Origin of the sequence: Amphritea balenae (genome assembly GCF_003858655.1) — a bacterium.
Taxonomy (GTDB): Bacteria; Pseudomonadota; Gammaproteobacteria; order Pseudomonadales; family Balneatricaceae; genus Amphritea; species Amphritea balenae.
Genome location: NZ_RQXV01000002.1, coordinates 405,485 through 424,525, shown reverse-complemented (window position 1 = coordinate 424,525; position 19,041 = coordinate 405,485). Strand labels below are relative to the sequence as shown.

Genomic DNA, 19,041 nt, shown 5'->3' with positions numbered 1-19,041 from the left:
GAACTCTTACTTTTACTGTTCAAAAAGATGACGAATACGCTCAAGATCTTCCGGCGTATCAACGCCGGCAGGCGGCTGCTCATCGGCAACATCCACATGAATCTGCGCACCGTTCCACATCGCTCTCAGCTGCTCCAGGCATTCTGTTTCTTCAACCGGCGCAGGTGCCCAACCAACAAAGTCATTGAGCAACTTTACCCGATAGGCATAGATACCGATGTGGCGCTGAAAGTTAATCCCTTGCGGCATTACCTGTCGACCCGCCGGATCAGAAAACTGATCACGGGGCCAGGGAATAGGTGCCCGACTAAAATAGAGCGCCCGCCCCTTTTGATCAGCGACGACCTTAACCACATTGGGGTTCAAAACACTTTCAAGATCATTAATAGGCTCACTCAGCGTTGCTATGCTGGCTTCAGGCACGGCCCGCAGATTATGCGCCACCTGATTAATAATTCGCGGCGGTATTAGCGGCTCATCACCCTGCACATTCACCACAATATCATCAGCATAAAAGCCCAATGAGTGAACAACTTCCTGCAGACGATCAGTGCCTGAAGGATGCTGATCAGACGTCAGACAGACTTCAGCACCAAAGCCGCGGGCAGCATCAGCTATGCGTTGATCATCTGTCGCAACAATTACCCGCTGAGCTTCACTCTGAATAGCCCGTTCATAGACATGCTGAACCATAGGCTTACCGGCGATATCCGCCAGCGGCTTACCCGGAAAGCGAGAAGAACCAAAACGAGCCGGAATAACAACAGAAAATGCCATAACAATTCCTTAAAAAAGAAGCCTTAACAAAGCACCTTTAAAAAATGCGTTCTAAAACAAACGCCCTTACTTCGCCAGGCGCTCTTCAGACGTCAGGGTTCGGGCTTCAGATTCAATCATTACCGGAATATCGTCCCGGATCGGGTAAGCCAGACCGGAGCTACGACAGATTAGCTCATTTGTTTCTTTGTTCAATTCAACCGGTGCTTTAGATACCGGACAAACCAGAATATCGAGAAGTTTCTTATCCATCTGAACAAGCCTTTATATACATTAAAAAAATTATTTCCCGGAGGAAACTGTTTGCTTTAGCAAGCTATCTAAGCGACTGGAAAATGACTCATCCAACCGGGCTGACACCTGCAGATACCATGCATTGTTTAGAGTTATATGATCGCACTTTACGGCGTCTTTTTCAGTCATTATCAAAACAGAGTCTTCACCGAAATCAAGATCTTCCTGTTTATAACGATAATGATCGGGAAACCGATGAAGCTGAGGCGTAAAACCCAAGCCGGTTAACGTATCGGCAAAACGCTGAGGATTACCAATGCCTGCGATAGCATCGACTTGTCGTCGTTGAGACCACTGATCAACCGGACAATGACTAGCCCGCTTCACATGCACAAAGAAATCAGACGTCAACTGCATAGAGAACTGTTTAGCCCCACATTCTTTTGACCGATTTTCTGAAAACAATCCGGGGGCTGCTGTACCATTCACAACGATCAGATCAACCTCATCTAACCGTTCAACCGGTTCACGTAAGGGGCCTTCAGGCAAGCAGCGGCCATTAGCAAAACCCCGGGAGCCATCAACAACAACAATTTCAATCGAGCGGTTTAATGCGTAATGCTGCAACCCATCATCACTGATAATCAAGTCGCAGCTAGTTTGCTCGAGTAATAATTTTGCGGCAGCAACCCGATCCGGCGCTATAACCATCGGCACACCGGTACGACGCACAATCATCAGGGGCTCATCGCCCGCTTCTGAAGCGGAGGAACCAGAGGTAACAAAATAGGGAGTACAAGGAGGATTTGCGCCATAGCCCCGGCTAATAACACCCGGCTTAAGCCCTTTAGCGCGTAAGTATTCGACCAGCCAAACAACCAACGGAGACTTGCCTGTCCCGCCAACAGAAATATTACCGACCACAATAACCGGTACGGGGGCAGTCCAGCTTTGCTTTTGACCACTAGCATAGCTTTGTCGCCGCCTGGCAGACAGAAAACGAAACAACAACTCTACAGGCCGCAGTAACTTGAGCCAACCGCTTCGCCGGTACCAGGCCTGTTCCAGCCCCACGCTTACTGCTCAGCCGGTTGCTGAGTGGTAATGCTCAGACTGGCAAAACCAAGTTTTCCAGCGACATCCATCGCGGTTACGACCGCCTGATGCGGCGTTTCAGCATCTGCAGAGATGATAAACGGAAGCTTTCGATTATCACTGGCCTGATCAACAATAGCGCGCCGCAACGTATCAGGCTGACTATTAATAAGGCTCTGTCCGTTCACGCTGTAATCACCGTCGATCCCGATGACTACCTCAATTATCTTAGCTTGTGCTTCACTGATCTCACCACCCGCTTCAGGCAGATCAATCTGCAAGTGGGTTTCCTTAGTGAAGGTTGTCGATACCATAAAAAAGATCAGCAGCAAAAACACCACATCTATCAATGGTGTTAAATTTACCGTGACCTCTTCGGGCTCTTTACGACGAAATTTCACGTATCCCACCTGTTACTCAAAATCAACTTCACGCTCACCGTGTACTACTTCTACCAGCTTTTGAGATTCCTGTTCCATTTCAATCAGGAGCGTCTCAACCTTGCGCTGAAAAAAGCGGTGAAAGATAAGGGTCGGGATAGCCACGGATAATCCGGCAGCAGTGGTAATCAACGCTTCAGAAATACCACCCGCAAGCACACTGGCATTACCGGTACCCTGCAACATAATTTCAGCGAATACTTTAATCATACCGATAACAGTACCCAGCAAGCCTAATAAAGGCGCTATTGCCGCAATGGTACCCAATGCATTTAAGAAACGCTCAAGCTGATGCAGAACATGTTGCGCGGCTTCCTGAATGCTCTCCTTCATAATCTCACGACCGTGATTGGAGTTATTGAGGCCAGCAACCATAATCTGCCCAAGAAAACTCTGATTACGGATCAACTGCATCCGGTCAGGCGTCATTTCGCCATTACGCACTAACACCCAGACCTCAGATAACAGTTGCGACGGGGCGACACGTTTTGTCTGTAGCACCCATAGACGCTCAAGACAGATAGCAAGAGACAAAATAGAACAGGCGATGATCGGTATCATTAACCAACCACCAGATTGAATCAGCTCAAACACCAGTATTCCTCCTTCAAACCGGCCCATACTCTAGCATAGAGTCAGACACCATAATAGAGATTAACCTGCTGTCCAGTAACGCTTTTTCATTGCCCTGTACTCCCTTGTCAAACAGCCATTTTTTGTACTGGCAAGAATCAACGCACCTGACTCAAACGTGATCAACCAGGACAAACTCAGCCCCGTTAGCCGGGACTTAACCTGATGCGCAGGGTGGCCATAACGGTTACCTGCCCCGGCACTAAAAATCACACTTTCTGGCTTTAAAGCCTGCAGCCACTCAACTGAAGTTGAAAAGCGACTACCGTGATGGCCTGCCACCAACCAGGTTGCCTCTATGCGGGGATACTGCAGCAGGACCTGACTCTCAACACCGCTATCGCTATCACCTGGAATGATCAGGCTACAACGGTCATTTTTAACCAATAACACACAGGAGCGATTATTCTCATCATCCTTCCAGGGTGTAGCCGGTTGAATATATTTGAATTCAACCCCATCCCATCGCCAAAAGTCACCACTTGCACAGGCATCCGCCTTATATTTCTTCCCCCATACCAGGCTACCGGTATCAATATCAGCAATAGCAATCCTATGCCTGATAGCAGGATATCCCCCTGCATGATCGCTATCAGCATGACTGATAACCAGTTTATCCAGATGATTGATGCTCTTATGACGCAGCAGTGGTAATACGGTATAGGGCGCAACACTCCCTCCTGTGCGATATCCCGCACCGGTGTCGTACAGCAACACCTTAGTCTCGGTTTCAATCAAAACAGACAACCCCTGCCCCACATCGATAACGGTGACATTAAACTGCCCTTTATCCGGACGTTCTGACGCCATAAATAACAGCGGCAGGAACAAAAACAAACCGAACACCCTGAAATCCACAGAGATCGGCAGCACCAATAACAACGCACCGCAGAAAGCGATGATCACTGGTAACCTGGTCGGCAGAAGTTCAATTTCCAAATCACCGGCCAGCGAATGACTGTACTCTAGCGATGACCAGAACAGATCACAGAGCGAATTCAACATAATCGCACCACTACCTGGCTCAATAGCACTGACAGCCGCCCCGATTAAAGTCCCGGGCAACATAATGAAGGTCAGATAGGGGATCGCCAGCAGGTTGATCAGGGGAGCTATAACAGAGGCCGCCCCGACCCAGAACAGGAGCAACGGCATCAACCCCACAAATACCACCCACTGAGCATTAATCAGATTTCTAACAGCACCTGTACCGGGCTGCAATGCAATTAACAACACTAACACGGCACCAAAGGACAACCAGAAGCCGGGTTGATATATACTCAAAGGCTGAAATAACAGCACCAGCGCAAGCGCCAGAAGAAAGCGCTGACCAAGGGCCAGTTGAATATGCAATAAAGCGGGTAACAATAAGGCTCCCGCCATAATCAAGGCCCGCTGCGTAGGAATAGTAAAGCCTGCCAACAAGGCATACAGCAGCGCCATGGACAACGCCAGAACAACTCTGATTGCCCGAATATCAGTAAGCCCGCAGCAAACCTTCGAGATCAGCCACTGCAGAACAAAGCCCAAGCAATACCCTAACAGACAAACAATGCCTATATGCATGCCACTAATAACGACCAGATGAACAGTGCCGGTACTTCGTAACAAATCCCAGTCATCATCTGTCAGACCAGACTTATCACCTAACAACAACGCTTTGATAGTGGCTAAGGTTCGGCTCGAAACGGGCAACCGGGATAACCAATCTGAAAACTGATATCTGAGTCGGGCAATGGGCTCTGCTGTGGCCGTAGATATTAAAACAGCGTCACCGCGAACATAGCCTTTAGCGCCGATACCCCTGCTTAACTGACGCGCCTTATAATCATCGCCACCGGGGTTACTGAAACCACGCACTGGCTTTAAGCGCACACTAAAGCGCCACCGATCACCCGGAACTAAAACACTTGTCGGTTGATACCAGGCCAGCTCTGCTTTGGTAATCGATACTGACGATCCAGCGTCCTCAACACGCTCAACCCGCAATACAAATCGGCTTAACAGATCAGAATCAAGCTTAACTTCAGTAACAATACCTGTAAGCGTTACATCATGACGTTGCGGGTTCGTCGGTAATTGCTGTGCTAACTGGTAATAACCCCAACAACTTGCATAAATAAGCCCAACAAGTAGCCCAAGAATCTGCCAGAGCAATCCTGAAAAGTTATTTTTTATTAAGAAGATAGCCTGGAATAGCAGCAACACCAGCAGCATCAAAACCACTAACCACACACCAGGAAGCAGTGATGACATGCAGGCAACCAGCACTACCCCAACAGATATTCCAATCATCCCTGATTTCCGGTTGGCTTAGCGACTTATAGGGGGCATAATATTATTCCCACGAAGTAACTATAAGTGCGACCCTGATGCCGCGCAAACTGATACGCAAGTACATGCCGGATGAGCATAAGCTCAAATCCAACCGATATCTGAGCTGGCTCGGCTCACATATACACGACCCCAATTTGTGGCATCTGACCCGCAAGTCGGTTAGTAAAGCCTTTCTTGTTGGTCTTTTCTGCGCCTTTATCCCCCTCCCTTCACAGATGCTGATTGCTGCGGTTTTAGCTTTGGTAGTGCGTAGCAACCTGCCGATCTCGGTTAGCCTGGTATGGATTACAAACCCAATCACTATTCCGCCGATGTTCTATTTTACTTACTGGGTAGGCACCCAGATTCTTGGCACTCCGCTGCAGGACGTACAGTTTGAACTTACCTGGGAATGGTTTACTAACGGACTGTCGGCAATCTGGTTACCTTTGATACTCGGCTCTGCTGTATGTGGAATAGTCTCCGGATCCTTAGGTTATATCCTGATGCAGCGCTTCTGGGTCTGGCATGTAAATAGCAGTTGGCGCAAACGTAAAAACAGGAAGTCGATCAATCCGTCAGATGTATGCCTGTTGCATACAGAAGACAGTGAAACAGAATCAAAAAAGCCGGATTAAGATCCGGCTTTTTTATCTGACTCAATCAAACATTTAATTCAACTGATCTGATGCAATAAACCATCCTTTAATTCCATTACCCGCCCCTGCTGCTGAGCCAGCAAAGAGTCATGAGTCACCAGAATAAAAGAGATCTGAAACTCTTTATTCAGCTTTGTCATCAACGCCTGCACATCTTCTGCGGTATGCCGATCAAGATTACCGGTTGGCTCATCCATCAACACACAAGCTGGATTAGTCACCAATGCCCGGGCAATAGCGACTCGCTGACGTTCACCACCACTCAGCATTGAAGGCTTATGCTCTACGCGCTGCCCCAGCCCGACCGACTCTAACAACTGACGGGACTTAAGCCTTGCCGATTCAATTGAATCGCCACGAATCAGCAACGGCATCGCCACATTTTCTAACGCCGTGAATTCTGGCAACAGGTGGTGAAACTGATAAACAAAACCCAACGAACGGTTACGAAGATCCGCACGCTGCTTTTCATTCAGAGTAGCCAGTGAATGGCCATCAATCTGAACATCGCCCGTACTCGGCAAATCCAGCCCCCCCAGCATATTTAACAGGGTACTTTTGCCTGAGCCTGAGCTACCGATGATAGCCAGGGTTTCACCCCGACGCACATCAAGTTCAACACCGCGTAAAACCTCTACACAGATATCGCCTTCACCGTAGCTTTTTTCTAGTTTGAGGCACTGCAAAACCAGACGATCATCAGCGCTACTTTGCACCTTATTCAACTCACTCATAACGCAGAGCCTCCGCCGGTTGAGTCTTCGAGGCCCGCCACGCAGGATAAAGGGTTGCCAGGAAACTAATCGACAGTGCAACACCCGTAATCACCAGCACATCTTCAACACGCAACTGAGACGGAAGATAGCTGATGAAATAAACTTCAGCACTGAGAAACTGAATGCCCAGTGTATTCTCAACCCAGGCGATCAGATCTGTAACAGTCAGTGCTAAGACCACTCCCAGCAGGGTACCGAGCATAGTCCCCATGACACCGATGACCGTGCCCTGCACCATAAATATTCGCATAATACAGCCAGGTGTAGCGCCTAACGTCCGCAATATTGCGATATCAGCCTTCTTATCCGTGACCACCATCACCAGCGTCGACACTATGTTGAAGGCTGCCACAAAAACGATCAGGAACAACAACAGACCGATCATCTTTTTTTCCAGCTGAATTGCCTGAAACAGATTACCGTGGGTACGGGTCCAGTCACTGGCTCGGTATAGCTCACCTGTGTCGGTAATAATCTGACGGATTCGATAAGGCGCCTCAAACAGGTTATCAAACTGCAATCGCAAACCATCTACGCCGTCCGGCATACGTTTAATTCGCGCCGCGTCACTGATATGAATGTAAGCAAGGCTGGCATCCAGCTCCGCCCCTACTTCAAACAATCCCACCACCGTAAATCGTTTCAAACGTGGAATAACACCGGCAACGCTGATCGAGGCCTCAGGCAACACCAGCGTAATCTTGTCGCCTACAGCAACCCCCATCGACCGGGCCAGTAGCGCCCCAAGAATGATGCCGTACTCTTTAGGCTGCAGCTGATCAAGAGAGCCAGCTTTCATATGATCATCCAGTATTGAGATCTTTCTCTCTAATTCAGGATCGATACCATTAATCATTACCCCACGCACCACACCCCGGTTCGTCAGCATCCCCTGGGCCTGGATATAAGGCGCACTACCGACAACACCGGCTTGCTTATCAACTTGTGCGGCAATCGCCTGCCAGTTTTGCAACGGCTGACCATAATCAGAGATAGTCCCGTGGGGCACCATACCCAAAATACGGTCTTTCAACTCCCTGTCAAAGCCATTCATAACCGATAATACGACGATCAGCGCAGCGACACCCAGCATCAGTCCGAGCATCGATACAAGGGAGATGAAAGAGATAAAATTATTGCTTCGTTTGGCGGCGGTATAACGCAGGCCAACGTAGATAGAAAATGGTCTAAACATGGCTCAGGATTAAATCACACACTGGTGAATTTCTCTAACAAAATCAGAATAATATTCGCTATACTGCTTGAAAGTGAGTTTATTTCGAGGACAGCATTTTGAATCAGGAACGACGACAGTATTTCCGCATAAACGGAAAGGTTGCGCTGGATTATAAGATCATCACCATTCAGGAGATGAAGCACAGCCGGCTACCCTCGCAATTTGAAGTCTCGCCTTTCTTTATGTTGCTGACTGAACTTCAGGATCTGAGTCAGGATAGCAGCTATCAACTACGTAAAATTTCACAAAAAGAACCAGCCATAGCCAGTTACCTTGAAAATCTGGGTGCTCGCATTAACGCCGTCGCCCAGGCCGTTGCAAAAAGCGATGTCGAGTTTGACAACCTCTCAACCCACGAGATCAATCTCAGCGAAGGCGGACTTAGTTTTTCTAATGATGTGGCAATTGAGCTAGGTAGCTATCTGGCCCTGAAGATCGTATTTGAAGAAAACCTGACTGGCTTATTACTTTACGGCAGAGTACTTTACTGTGGCCTGGCAGATGAAAAAGGCTACAAAATCGGCGTTGAATTTACCGATATGCCGGAGAGTAGTCGCATGATAGTTGCACGGCATATTTTGTCTTGCCAAGCCCGGGATCTGCAAAAGCAGGATAATGACAACTAGCGCTGTCGAGTTAGTTGAAGCCCTGCAACAGCTTAACGGCCACCTGGCAGCGTTTACAACCCTACTCAGCCAAAGCAAGCTACCCTGCTGGCTACCCGGCGAACAGGCTACTAATCTGGACCAGGCGGCGCAACTATACGGTGATATCTGGTACCGGGATGGCCAGGACGGCCGAACCACCCTTAGCCAGCACGGCCTTATCGGCGCCAGCCCTGAACTGATACATTCTGCCCAGCAGTTAAATAATACCAAAGCGCTGTTTAAGAGCCTGGCCACTCAATATCGATTACGCCAGGATAGCGAGCTGCAGCAGCAGTTACATAAACGAACCCAGCAACTGGCCGAACTACTTCATCGCCAGGGAGCCAGCCGACTGCATTTGAAACAGTGCTATCGCCAGATTCCCGTTTTGGAAACAGCCCCCATGAAAGTAGGTTTCAGCTGGTATACCAGTGGCCGGAGCATTCGCAAGCTTAGCCCCGAAGAAGCCCTGCAAAAGTTAATGAAGATGGATACCAGCCAGCCTCACATACAGCTGCAACTCAGTGCCGTCGGTAAACTGCGTCCTGGCGATATGCTGGCCCAGATTCAAACACAGGTACCGGTAATCCGGGCCAACATGGTTTGGAAACAACAGGACAGCGTTACCCGTAAAGCACGCAACACATCCCTTCCCATCCTAATCGCACTAAGCAATGAAAATCCGGTTTTACCTGCGTATAATGAGCCACCTTTATCACCCCCGGAAGCCCGCAGCAGGCTGGAGCGAAACGATCTTAAGATCGATCCACAGCCCTACCTGCCCAGCCTGCGGGCCCATCTTTATTTAGGATAATCTGCTACATGTCAGACAGTTCGCATAACAAGGTTTTACATCATATAGGCACCGGCGCCGGCTTCCTGTTCCTGATCGGCTATTATCTGTTTATGGACCAAACTGGATTTTATGACTGGATAACCGCTCAGCTGCCCGAAGAGTATGCAGGTTCAGGCTTGATGCTTGGCATAATGATCGCCATGACACCCGGCTTTCTTGTCTGGAAATACTACAACCGCTGGGTTGAAAAGAAGCTCGGCGTGAAAGGCAAGTATTATGAAGATGGGTTTTACAAAGACAAGGACGACAAGTGATATAAAAAAACCGCCTCAAGGGCGGTTTTTTTATACTTAAAATAGTCCGGAGCAAGAGACTCCGGACATAATAAAGCGATTATAGATTAGCAATACGATTCAGACCTGCAATTGCCGCTACCCGGTAGGCTTCAGCCATGGTTGGGTAGTTAAAAGTAGTATTAACAAAGTAGTTAATGCTATTAGCCTCGCCCTTCTGGTTCATAATCGCCTGACCGATATGCACGATCTCAGCGGCATGATCACCAAAGCAGTGAATGCCCAGTATTTCAAGGGTTTCGCGATTAAACAAAATCTTCAACATACCTACCGGCTGACCCGAAATTTGTGCCCGGGCGGTATCCTTAAAGAACGCCTGACCGACTTCATAAGGCACACATTCCTGAGTTAACTGCTCTTCAGTTTTACCAATAGAGCTAATCTCCGGAATGGTATAAATACCGGTTGGGACATCGTTGATATAACGGAAGTCTTCAGCACTTAGCATATCAGAAGCAGCTGCACGACCCTGATCCAGCGCAGCTGAAGCCAATGCCGGCCAGCCGATCACATCACCACAAGCATAGATACCATCAACATTAGTCCGGTAATGGTCATCAACTTCTAACTGACCACGGCCATTGGCTTCAAGACCAATATTTTCAAGCTTAAGCTTATCGGTATTACCGGTACGACCATTACACCAAAGGAAAGCATCAGCGCGAATCATCTTGCCAGACTTCAGTGTCAGGGTAACACCACGCTCATCCGCTACGACTTTGTCGTAAGTTTCATTGTGGCGAATCTTAACGGCGTTATTTCTCAGGTGATAGCTCAGCGAGTCAGAGATCTCGGCATCCAGGAAAGATAACAAACGATCCATTGAATCAATCAGATCGACCTTAACTCCCAGGCCACTAAAGATAGAAGCATATTCTGAACCGATAACGCCCGCACCATAAATGATAAGTGTACGGGGTGTATGGCTCTGGGTCAGTACAGTATCGCTGTTATAAATACGCGGATGACTAAAATCGATATCTTCCGGGGTATAAGGACGGGAGCCGGTAGCAACAACAACATTCTTGGCCCGCAGGACTTCATCACCTTTAATCGTACCTTTGACTAATACGGTGTTTTTGTCCTGAAATTCTGCCTGACCGAAGAACAGATCAATACGGTTACGGGCATAAAAGTTAGTGCGCATCATAACCTGATTAGCGATAACTTTTTCGGCACGTTTCAACACTTTAGGGAAGGAAAACCAACGTGGCTCACCAATATCACGGAACATAGGGTTAGTGTTAAATTCGATGATCTGTTTAACCGAGTGACGCAACGCCTTAGAAGGGATAGTGCCTTTATGGGTACAGTTACCACCCACCGAATCCTGCACTTCAATTACAGCAACACGGCTGCCTTTCTTAGCCGCGTTCATTGCCGCTCCTTCACCGGCAGGACCTGAACCGATTACAATGACATCATAGTCATATACAGCCATCACTTTCCCCTATTACCTGTTATTTTTTATATCGTTTTATGCATCTAAGCAGTTGCTGCTCTTCAGGATAAAGCATTCTGAAAGCATATAGCCTGCTATAGATCAGACAAATTAGCCTTTAGGTTAGCGCTGTGCTGCTAACCCGAATCAACCTAATAGAGAACCAGATCAATTATTTAACTTCGTAGGCCATGTCTGCAATTTCAGCCTTCTTTTTCTGCTTTTCCTGCTCGTCATCACATTTTTGTGGGTCATCACCGCAGATTGAACACTTACCTTCAATACCAACATTTGCCAGACCACCACAAGAACCTGCGATCGGCTTACGCCCCATGATAACGCCGATAGCCATACCAGTGATGACCAGACCAAGCACTACAAAACTAAGAACCAAAGTTGTCATTTCTTACCTCACTGCACCAGAAAATCAGAAAAGCCTGGTGTCATAATTTCTCTAAAGCCGGTTGCTGTTTTAACAATCAATAACGCTTCTACGCCCTGCTCTATTGCATACTGTTCGGCAGCTTGCGGACCAAGAACCATCATCGCTGTTGCTAACGCATCAGCAGATGCACAATCAGGCGCTAACACCGTCACCGACGCCAGCTTATGGCTGATCGGCATTGCCGTAGCCGGATTAATTGTATGGGAGAACCGTACCCCATTCTCTTCGAAATAATTACGATAATCTCCGGAGCTGGCAATACCGACATCCTTTACCGCAATAATACGCTGAATTTCACGCTCGCCCACAATCGGCGCTTCGATAGCAATTTTCCAGTTATTGCCATCTGGCTTCAACCCTTTAGCCCTGAGCTCCCCGCCAATCTCTACCAAATAGCTGTTAATACCAGCATTCTCAAGTAGTTCTGCCAGCTTATCAACGCCATATCCTTTGGCTATGGCTGACAGATCGATATAGATATCGCCATCCTTTATAAGCTCGGAGCCATCTTCGGATAATTTAACTTTATCAAAGCCGATACGAGGCTTAAGTGCTGTGATTTGAGCTGCTGATGGCGCTTTAACTATACGCCCGTCAGGCCCGAAGCCCCACAGATTAACCAACGGTCCAACAGTGACATCAAACGCCCCTGATGAAGACTGGCTAATCTCTAAAGCCCTGGATAAAACCTTTGCCAGATCCGGCGACAAGGTCACAGGAGTGCCGGCTTCCAGCTGATTAATTCGGGTCAATTCTGAATTTGGCTGGTAAGTAGACATGCTGTTATTAATATCAACCAGTAACTGATTGATCTGCGCAGGTAATGCTTTATCTGCTTCAGCGTCAGAAGATACCCACTTTACTGTAAAGCTGGTACCCATCGTCAGTCCATGATGACCGACAATTTCGGATTGTTTACTGCAACCCGTCAGGATCAGCAGCAACATAAACAAAGTGGCCAGCAGCAAAGCTGCAGGCCACTTAGTGATATGTCTGAGATTTACAGACATTAGCTGATCAGCCACCAAAGTCGTCGAGGAAGATATTTTCCCGTTCAACACCCAGATCAAGCAGCATCTGGATTACGGCGGAGTTCATCATAGGCGGTCCACACATGTAGTACTCACAATCTTCCGGCGCATCATGGTCCTTCAGATAATTTTCGTACAACACGTTATGAATGAAACCTGTCATGCCATCCCAGTTGTCTTCCGCTTGCGGATCAGACAGTGCCAGGTGCCACTTAAAGTTATCATTTTCTGCGGCCAGCATATCGTACTCTTCGTTATAGAAGCACTCACGCAGTGAGCGCGCACCATACCAGAAAGAGATCTTACGCTTAGAGTTCAGACGCTTCAGCTGATCGAAGATATGGGAACGCATCGGCGCCATACCTGCACCACCACCGATAAACACCATCTCATTATCGGTATCTTTGGCAAAGAACTCACCAAATGGTCCGTAAACGGTAATTTTATCACCTGGCTTCAGGTTGAATACGTATGAAGACATGATGCCCGGAGGCACATCTGTACCCGGAGGTGGAGATGCGATACGGATATTGAACTTAACAACACCACGCTCTTCCGGATAGTTGGCCATAGAGTATGCACGAATAGTGTTTTCACTCACCTTCGAAACATAGCGCCACTGATCGAACTTATCCCAGTCACCACGGTACTCTTCTTCAATATCGAAGTCTTTGTAGTGTACTTCGTGCGGCGGACATTCAAGCTGAACGTAACCACCGGCACGGAAGTCAACGTTTTCACCTTCAGGCAGACGCAGAGTCAGCTCCTTAATAAAGGTCGCAACGTTAGGGTTAGATTCAACAGTACACTCCCACTTCTGAACACCGAAGATTTCCTCTTCAAGTTCAAGTTCCATGTCCTGTTTAACCGCAACCTGACAAGACAGGCGCCAGCCCTCTTTAGCTTCACGCATAGTGAAGTGAGATTCCTCAGTTGGCAGCATAGAACCACCACCTTCAAGAACCTGACACTTACACTGGGCACAGGTACCGCCACCACCACAGGCAGACGGGATAAAGATCCCTTTTTCTGCCAGTGTCTGCAGCAGCTTACCGCCAGCAGGTACTGTAATTGTTTTAGCATCATCTTCGTTGATGCGAATAGTCACATCACCGGAGCTAACCAGTTTTGAACGGGCTGCCAGAATTACCGCGACCAGTGCAAGCACCACCGCAGTAAACATGACAACGCCGAGAACGATTTCTGCATTCATTAGCTAATCCTTCCTTTAGTTAATCATGTGACAGCTTTACAGCTGAACGCCGGAGAAAGACATGAAGCCCAGGGACATCAGACCAACAGTAATGAAGGTGATACCCAGACCACGCAAACCATCCGGTACGTCGCTGTATTTCAGTTTTTCACGAATACCTGCCAGGGCTGTAATTGCCAGCGCCCAACCGATACCAGCACCAGTACCATATACAACAGACTCACCGAAAGTGTAGTCACGCTCTACCATGAACAGAGCAGCACCCATGATGGCACAGTTCACGGTAATCAGCGGCAGGAATACACCCAGTGAGTTGTAAAGTACAGGTACGTACTTATCCAGGAACATCTCAAGAATCTGAACCATCGCCGCGATAACGCCGATGTAAGAGATGTAACCCAGGAAGCTCAGATCTACTTCCGGATAACCGGCCCATGCCAGTGCACCTTCGCGCAGCAGCAAGTTATAGATCAAGTTGTTTACCGGGGTGGTGATCGCCAATACTACAATTACTGCGATACCCAGACCCAGAGAAGTCTGTACCTTCTTAGAGATCGCCAGGAATGTACACATCCCCAGGAAGAAGGCCAGCGCCATGTTTTCAACGAAAATCGCCTTAACAACCAGGCTGATGTACTGTTCCATTACACCGCCTCCTTCTTAGAGTTTTTCGCCAGCTCGAACTCAGGTGCTTCAACCTGATCCTTCTTGAAGGAACGAACCAGCCAGATGAAGATACCAATAATGAAGAACGCACTTGGTGGCAGCAGCATCATACCGTTTGCATAATACCAACCACCGTCAGTCACCAGCGGCAGCACTTCAATACCGAACAGCTTACCGGCACCGAACAGCTCACGTAGGAAACCAACAAAGATCAGTACCACACCGTAGCCCAGACCGTTACCGACACCATCCAGGAAGGAGATTCCAGGAGGGTTCTTCATCGCGAACGCTTCGGCACGACCCATTACGATACAGTTAGTAATGATCAGACCAACAAATACAGAAAGCTGCTTCGAAATATCGTAAGCGTAAGCTTTCAGGATCTGGTCTACCACGATTACCAATGATGCAATGATCGCCATCTGACAGATGATCCGAATATTACTCGGAATCTGATTACGGATAATAGAGATAAACAGGTTAGAAAACGCTGTTACAACAATTACCGCCAGTGACATTACAAATGCAGTACCCAGGTTAGATGTTACCGCCAGTGCGGAACAGATACCCAGGATCTGCAAACCGATCGGGTTATTGGTAAAAATAGGTCCTAACAGGACTTCTTTAGCTTGAGACATGAGTTACGCCCCCCCTGCTTTCAGGTTTGCCAGGAATGGTGCATAACCATTCTCGCCCATCCAGAACTGAACCAGGTTGGTAACACCATTTGCTGTCAGAGTCGCGCCAGCCAGACCATCGATCTGATGCTTGGCATTCGCGTTAGCCGGATCAACAGTACCTTTAATCAGGCCCAGTTTAGGTTCCATGGAACCTGCCGGATAAACTTCCTTACCAGGCCAAACCGCTTTCCAGTTCGGATTATCGACTTCGCCACCCAACCCAGGGGTTTCTGCATGAGAGTAGAAACCCAGACCAACAACAGTGTTGAGGTCACTTTCCAGCGCCAGGAAACCGTACAAGGTAGACCAGAGGCCGTAACCGTGTACTGGCAGAATCACCTTATCGTAGCCAGTCTCACTTTCGCCTTTAACCAGGTATACCGGCATAACTTTCGCCTGATACTTGATTGAGGCGATATCGATACCACGCTCAAGAGCGACACCAGTGTCGGACTCTTTAGCGGCTTTCTTGGCATCGTAACGCGCCGGATCAGACACTTCAGTGTACTTACCGGTACGCAGATCAACGAAGCGCTTCTCAATTACCTCACTGAACAGCGCCGGAATATCTTGTCCTGCAGTGGCAACACCAGCTGCGGCCAGGATATTGGTCTGACGGTCGAGGTTTTTATTAGCTACCTGTAGAGGTTTGAGCAGTACTGCTGCCGCGGATACAACAACGGAACAAACCACACAAAGTAAAACAGCAACGGTAATCGTTCTACCGATGGAATCTTTATTTGCTGACATTGCGCAAAGCCCTCCGCTTGATATTCGCTTGAACAACAAAGTTGTCGATCAGTGGCGCAAACAGGTTTGCGAACAGAATCGCCAGCATCATACCCTCAGGGAATGCTGGGTTAACTACCCGGATAAGAACAACCATCACACCGATCAGAGCACCAAACACCCATTTACCGGTATTGGTCATAGAGGCAGATACCGGATCGGTTGCCATAAAGAACATACCGAATGCAAATCCGCCCAACACCAGATGCCAGTAGAATGGCAGCGCAAACATAGCATTAGTATCAGAGCCGATCATGTTAAACAGGGTCGACAGAAGCGTCATACCCAGGAAAACACCGGCAACAATACGCCATGCAGCTATCTTAGCAATCAGCAGTACAGCACCACCGATCAAGATGGCGAAGGTAGACACCTCACCTACAGAACCCTGAATAGTACCAATGAATGCATCGAACCAGGTAATGTTCTGTGCCAGAATCGCATCAACACCGCCTGCTGCAGCCAGACCCAGTGGCGTAGCACCAGAGAAGCCGTCAACCGCAGTCCAGATCGCATCACCTGACATCTGAGCAGGGTATGCGAAGAACAGGAAAGCACGACCGGTCAGTGCAGGGTTCAGGAAGTTTTTACCGGTACCACCGAATACTTCCTTACCAATTACGATACCGAAGCTGATACCCAGCGCTACCTGCCATAAAGGAATGGTCGGCGGCAGAATAAGGGCAAACAGGATAGAAGATACGAAGAAACCTTCGTTAACTTCATGACCACGCTTCATCGCAAACAGCACTTCCCAGAAACCACCTACAACGAAAGTAACGATGTAGATTGGCAGCCAGTACATTGCGCCGTGGATGATGTTATCCCACAGACTGTCCGGGCTAAAGCTGGTAAACACCGATGCCAGACTACCCTGCCAGGTAGTAGGTTCAGTTACACCCAACGCGGCCATAGCAGTATTTGCCTGGAAACCAACGTTGTATAAACCGAAGAAAACTGCCGGGAAGGTACAAGCCCATACCAGGATCATCATACGCTTAAGGTCTACCGCATCACGTACGTGAGCAGCGGCCTTAGTTACGTGACCCGGAGTGTAGAAAATAGTATCGGCTGCTTCATACAGCGCATACCAGTTTTCATACCTGCCGCCTTTATGGAAATGCGGCTCCATTTTATCAAGAATATTTCTCAAGCTCATGATCAGGCCTCTTTCTCGATACGCGCCAGATTGTCGCGAAGGATTGGGCCGTACTCATACTTGCCAGGGCAGGCAAATGTGCACAGCGCGAGGTCTTCTTCGTCCAGCTCCAGACAACCCAGTTCCATCGCATGCACGATATCGCCGGTTACCAGAGCACGCAGCAACTGCGTAGGAAGAATATCCATTGGCATCAGTTCTTCGAACTGACCAACAGGTACCATGGCTCGTTCTGAACCGTTAGTCGTCGTAGTGAAGTTAAACTTCTTCGACGGGGTCAGGAAAGAGGTGAACAGGTTCAGGACAGAGAACTTGTTAGCACCAGGTACTAACCAGCCCATCAACTCTCGCTGATTACCTTCTTCCAGCACAGTAACCTGATTAACGTAACGACCCAGGTAAGCCAGAGGACCACCCGCATTACGCCCATTCCATACGGAACCACTGATCACACGATTGTTATCGCCTTCAGTACGACCAGCCAATACTTCGTTCAGATCAGCACCCTGACGGGTACGTACCAACGTAGGCTGTTTAACCTGTGGGCCTGCAACAGCAATAACGCGATCAGTATAAAGCTGACCCGTTGTAAACAGTTGACCAAATGCGATCACATCCTGGTAACCAATCGTCCAGACAGTTTTCTGCTGAGATACCGGCTCAAGGAAATGTATATGTGTACCTGCGTTGCCTGCAGGGTGTTTACCCGCAAACTCTTCTACGGTAACACCGTTAGCAGTTGGTACATTTGCGCCTTCAGCTTTACAAAGGTATACAGAACCTTCAGTTAAACGGGTCAAGACAGTCAGACCGTTAACAAAAGCTTCATTCTGTTCAGCAATAACCACTTCAGGGTTTGCTGCCAGAGGGTTTGTATCCATTGCAGTCACAAACACAGCAGCAGGTGTTGTACCCGGCTGTGGAACTGTGCTGAAAGGACGGGTACGTAGCGCAGTCCAGGCACCGGATTTGACCAGATTATCCTGCACTTGCTCTGCTGTCAGAGATGACAACTGAGATGCTTCGTACTTAGTAAATTGCTCTGCTTCGTCACCATCAATTTCGATAACAACCGATTGCAGAACACGTCGTTCACCGCGGTTAATCGCTTGGATTACACCCGCAGCTGGTGCTGTAAAATCAACACCTTCCGTTTTCTTATCGGAAAAGATCACTTGACCGAGTTTTACCCGATCTCCCACCTTGACCCGCATCGTAGGCTTCATGCCCATATAATCGAAGCCGATCACGGCGACAGACTTAACCTCAACAGCTGCAGATACAGCTTGCTCAGGAGCGCCTGTTATAGGTAGATCCAGACCCTGTTTGATCTTGATCATCCGCCTCACCCAATCACTATTATAATTTTTTTAAGGACCCATCCAGCAGAGCGTTACGTCTTCAACCCTGCGACATTGTCCCCTGATGTCACAACTCAAAGTCTATAACCCTACAAACGGACGGGATTACCCCAACCCAAAAACCGGTTAAGTATAAAGATCGGGAGGTAAATTTTCTACAAAACCGTCACCCAAACGGTGGTTTTAGATCACTATTAGCAAGGGTTATATAGAACAATAAGATCTAAGCTTATACCTAAAACAAATAACAGAAAAAAAGCAATAAAAAACCGCTCTTTAAAGCGGTTTTCACT

The 19,041-nt window shown here is 48.2% G+C and carries 21 protein-coding genes; 4 read left to right on the top strand and 17 right to left on the bottom strand.

The window, feature by feature from the left end; genetic code table 11:
• Nucleotides 1-12: 12 nt before the first annotated feature.
• The 6 genes from kdsB to EHS89_RS06180 form a co-directional block, all read right to left on the bottom strand.
• A complete protein-coding gene (kdsB, locus tag EHS89_RS06205) occupies nucleotides 13-777 on the bottom strand; it encodes a 3-deoxy-manno-octulosonate cytidylyltransferase (protein WP_188885256.1) in 765 nt (254 codons plus the stop codon).
• 66 nt (nucleotides 778-843) lie between these two features.
• Complete coding sequence (locus EHS89_RS06200) at nucleotides 844-1,029, bottom strand: Trm112 family protein (protein ID WP_124925254.1); 186 nt, start codon at nucleotides 1,027-1,029, stop codon at nucleotides 844-846.
• Nucleotides 1,030-1,059: 30 nt separating this feature from the next.
• Complete coding sequence (lpxK, locus tag EHS89_RS06195) at nucleotides 1,060-2,085, bottom strand: tetraacyldisaccharide 4'-kinase (RefSeq protein ID WP_124925253.1); 1,026 nt, start codon at nucleotides 2,083-2,085, stop codon at nucleotides 1,060-1,062.
• A 2-nt stretch (nucleotides 2,086-2,087) separates the two neighbouring features.
• Nucleotides 2,088-2,507 (bottom strand): ExbD/TolR family protein, encoded by a 420-nt coding sequence (locus tag EHS89_RS06190; RefSeq protein ID WP_124925252.1) that lies wholly within the window; start codon nucleotides 2,505-2,507, stop codon nucleotides 2,088-2,090.
• A 12-nt stretch (nucleotides 2,508-2,519) separates the two neighbouring features.
• A complete protein-coding gene (locus EHS89_RS06185) occupies nucleotides 2,520-3,140 on the bottom strand; it encodes a MotA/TolQ/ExbB proton channel family protein (RefSeq protein WP_170167424.1) in 621 nt (206 codons plus the stop codon).
• Between the two features lie 60 nt (nucleotides 3,141-3,200).
• A complete protein-coding gene (locus EHS89_RS06180; protein ID WP_124925250.1) occupies nucleotides 3,201-5,474 on the bottom strand; it encodes a DNA internalization-related competence protein ComEC/Rec2 in 2,274 nt (757 codons plus the stop codon).
• Between the two features lie 77 nt (nucleotides 5,475-5,551).
• Here EHS89_RS06180 and EHS89_RS06175 point away from each other — a divergent pair, with 77 nt between their 5' ends.
• Nucleotides 5,552-6,133 (top strand): DUF2062 domain-containing protein, encoded by a 582-nt coding sequence (locus tag EHS89_RS06175; RefSeq protein ID WP_124925249.1) that lies wholly within the window; start codon nucleotides 5,552-5,554, stop codon nucleotides 6,131-6,133.
• 38 nt (nucleotides 6,134-6,171) lie between these two features.
• Here EHS89_RS06175 and lolD read toward each other — a convergent pair whose 3' ends face one another.
• Both lolD and EHS89_RS06165 read right to left on the bottom strand, forming a co-directional pair.
• Entirely contained in the window at nucleotides 6,172-6,888 is a 717-nt protein-coding gene (lolD, locus tag EHS89_RS06170; protein ID WP_124925248.1) for a lipoprotein-releasing ABC transporter ATP-binding protein LolD, read from the bottom strand.
• Nucleotides 6,881-8,125 carry a lipoprotein-releasing ABC transporter permease subunit gene (locus tag EHS89_RS06165; RefSeq protein ID WP_124925247.1) on the bottom strand — a complete coding sequence of 415 codons (1,245 nt, stop codon included), beginning with the start codon at nucleotides 8,123-8,125 and terminating at the stop codon, nucleotides 6,881-6,883. The genes lolD and EHS89_RS06165 overlap by 8 nt, the downstream gene beginning before the upstream one ends.
• Before the next feature lie 98 nt (nucleotides 8,126-8,223).
• Here EHS89_RS06165 and EHS89_RS06160 point away from each other — a divergent pair, with 98 nt between their 5' ends.
• Genes EHS89_RS06160 through EHS89_RS06150 form a run of 3 tightly spaced genes read left to right on the top strand, consistent with a single transcriptional unit; the run spans nucleotide 8,224 to nucleotide 9,924 of the window.
• Entirely contained in the window at nucleotides 8,224-8,793 is a 570-nt protein-coding gene (locus EHS89_RS06160) for a PilZ domain-containing protein (protein ID WP_124925246.1), read from the top strand.
• On the top strand, nucleotides 8,783-9,628 hold the full coding sequence (locus tag EHS89_RS06155) for a hypothetical protein (protein WP_124925245.1): 846 nt from the start codon (nucleotides 8,783-8,785) through the stop codon (nucleotides 9,626-9,628). Before EHS89_RS06160 ends, EHS89_RS06155 begins: the two co-directional genes overlap by 11 nt.
• Nucleotides 9,629-9,636: 8 nt before the next feature.
• The gene (locus EHS89_RS06150; protein WP_124925244.1) at nucleotides 9,637-9,924 is read left to right on the top strand and encodes a hypothetical protein; all 288 of its coding nucleotides are present in this window, start codon (nucleotides 9,637-9,639) and stop codon (nucleotides 9,922-9,924) included.
• Between the two features lie 79 nt (nucleotides 9,925-10,003).
• Here the strand turns inward: EHS89_RS06150 and sthA are convergent, their stop codons facing one another.
• The 9 genes from sthA to EHS89_RS06105 form a co-directional block, all read right to left on the bottom strand.
• Complete coding sequence (gene sthA, locus EHS89_RS06145; protein ID WP_124925243.1) at nucleotides 10,004-11,404, bottom strand: Si-specific NAD(P)(+) transhydrogenase; 1,401 nt, start codon at nucleotides 11,402-11,404, stop codon at nucleotides 10,004-10,006.
• A gap of 172 nt (nucleotides 11,405-11,576) precedes the next feature.
• On the bottom strand, nucleotides 11,577-11,807 hold the full coding sequence (gene nqrM / locus EHS89_RS06140) for a (Na+)-NQR maturation NqrM (protein ID WP_124925242.1): 231 nt from the start codon (nucleotides 11,805-11,807) through the stop codon (nucleotides 11,577-11,579).
• Between the two features lie 8 nt (nucleotides 11,808-11,815).
• Nucleotides 11,816-12,859, bottom strand: a complete 1,044-nt coding sequence (locus tag EHS89_RS06135) for an FAD:protein FMN transferase (protein WP_170167423.1) — start codon at nucleotides 12,857-12,859, stop codon at nucleotides 11,816-11,818.
• Nucleotides 12,860-12,866: 7 nt separating this feature from the next.
• Entirely contained in the window at nucleotides 12,867-14,093 is a 1,227-nt protein-coding gene (gene nqrF / locus EHS89_RS06130; protein ID WP_124925240.1) for an NADH:ubiquinone reductase (Na(+)-transporting) subunit F, read from the bottom strand.
• A 36-nt stretch (nucleotides 14,094-14,129) separates the two neighbouring features.
• Nucleotides 14,130-14,738, bottom strand: a complete 609-nt coding sequence (gene nqrE / locus EHS89_RS06125; RefSeq protein WP_124925239.1) for an NADH:ubiquinone reductase (Na(+)-transporting) subunit E — start codon at nucleotides 14,736-14,738, stop codon at nucleotides 14,130-14,132.
• Nucleotides 14,738-15,397, bottom strand: a complete 660-nt coding sequence (locus tag EHS89_RS06120; RefSeq protein WP_124925238.1) for an NADH:ubiquinone reductase (Na(+)-transporting) subunit D — start codon at nucleotides 15,395-15,397, stop codon at nucleotides 14,738-14,740. The genes nqrE and EHS89_RS06120 overlap by 1 nt, the downstream gene beginning before the upstream one ends.
• Before the next feature lie 3 nt (nucleotides 15,398-15,400).
• Nucleotides 15,401-16,189, bottom strand: a complete 789-nt coding sequence (locus tag EHS89_RS06115) for a Na(+)-translocating NADH-quinone reductase subunit C (RefSeq protein WP_124925237.1) — start codon at nucleotides 16,187-16,189, stop codon at nucleotides 15,401-15,403.
• The gene (locus tag EHS89_RS06110; protein WP_124925236.1) at nucleotides 16,176-17,387 is read right to left on the bottom strand and encodes an NADH:ubiquinone reductase (Na(+)-transporting) subunit B; all 1,212 of its coding nucleotides are present in this window, start codon (nucleotides 17,385-17,387) and stop codon (nucleotides 16,176-16,178) included. Before EHS89_RS06110 ends, EHS89_RS06115 begins: the two co-directional genes overlap by 14 nt.
• A 2-nt stretch (nucleotides 17,388-17,389) precedes the next feature.
• A complete protein-coding gene (locus EHS89_RS06105; RefSeq protein ID WP_124925235.1) occupies nucleotides 17,390-18,727 on the bottom strand; it encodes a Na(+)-translocating NADH-quinone reductase subunit A in 1,338 nt (445 codons plus the stop codon).
• Nucleotides 18,728-19,041 lie beyond the last annotated feature (314 nt).

Bases quoted from the DNA above. Each gene is read 5' to 3' on its own strand.
- kdsB (WP_188885256.1), bottom strand. From the start codon at position 777: ATGGCATTTTCTGTTGTTATTCCGGCTCGTTTTGGTTCTTCTCGCTTT.
- EHS89_RS06200 (WP_124925254.1), bottom strand. From the start codon at position 1,029: ATGGATAAGAAACTTCTCGATATTCTGGTTTGTCCGGTATCTAAAGCA.
- EHS89_RS06180 (WP_124925250.1), bottom strand. From the start codon at position 5,474: ATGATTGGAATATCTGTTGGGGTAGTGCTGGTTGCCTGCATGTCATCA.
- EHS89_RS06175 (WP_124925249.1), top strand. From the start codon at position 5,552: ATGCCGCGCAAACTGATACGCAAGTACATGCCGGATGAGCATAAGCTC.
- lolD (WP_124925248.1), bottom strand. From the start codon at position 6,888: ATGAGTGAGTTGAATAAGGTGCAAAGTAGCGCTGATGATCGTCTGGTT.
- EHS89_RS06165 (WP_124925247.1), bottom strand. From the start codon at position 8,125: ATGTTTAGACCATTTTCTATCTACGTTGGCCTGCGTTATACCGCCGCC.
- EHS89_RS06155 (WP_124925245.1), top strand. From the start codon at position 8,783: ATGACAACTAGCGCTGTCGAGTTAGTTGAAGCCCTGCAACAGCTTAAC.
- EHS89_RS06150 (WP_124925244.1), top strand. From the start codon at position 9,637: ATGTCAGACAGTTCGCATAACAAGGTTTTACATCATATAGGCACCGGC.
- sthA (WP_124925243.1), bottom strand. From the start codon at position 11,404: ATGGCTGTATATGACTATGATGTCATTGTAATCGGTTCAGGTCCTGCC.
- nqrM (WP_124925242.1), bottom strand. From the start codon at position 11,807: ATGACAACTTTGGTTCTTAGTTTTGTAGTGCTTGGTCTGGTCATCACT.
- EHS89_RS06135 (WP_170167423.1), bottom strand. From the start codon at position 12,859: ATGTCTGTAAATCTCAGACATATCACTAAGTGGCCTGCAGCTTTGCTG.
- nqrF (WP_124925240.1), bottom strand. From the start codon at position 14,093: ATGAATGCAGAAATCGTTCTCGGCGTTGTCATGTTTACTGCGGTGGTG.
- nqrE (WP_124925239.1), bottom strand. From the start codon at position 14,738: ATGGAACAGTACATCAGCCTGGTTGTTAAGGCGATTTTCGTTGAAAAC.
- EHS89_RS06120 (WP_124925238.1), bottom strand. From the start codon at position 15,397: ATGTCTCAAGCTAAAGAAGTCCTGTTAGGACCTATTTTTACCAATAAC.
- EHS89_RS06115 (WP_124925237.1), bottom strand. From the start codon at position 16,189: ATGTCAGCAAATAAAGATTCCATCGGTAGAACGATTACCGTTGCTGTT.
- EHS89_RS06110 (WP_124925236.1), bottom strand. From the start codon at position 17,387: ATGAGCTTGAGAAATATTCTTGATAAAATGGAGCCGCATTTCCATAAA.
- EHS89_RS06105 (WP_124925235.1), bottom strand. From the start codon at position 18,727: ATGATCAAGATCAAACAGGGTCTGGATCTACCTATAACAGGCGCTCCT.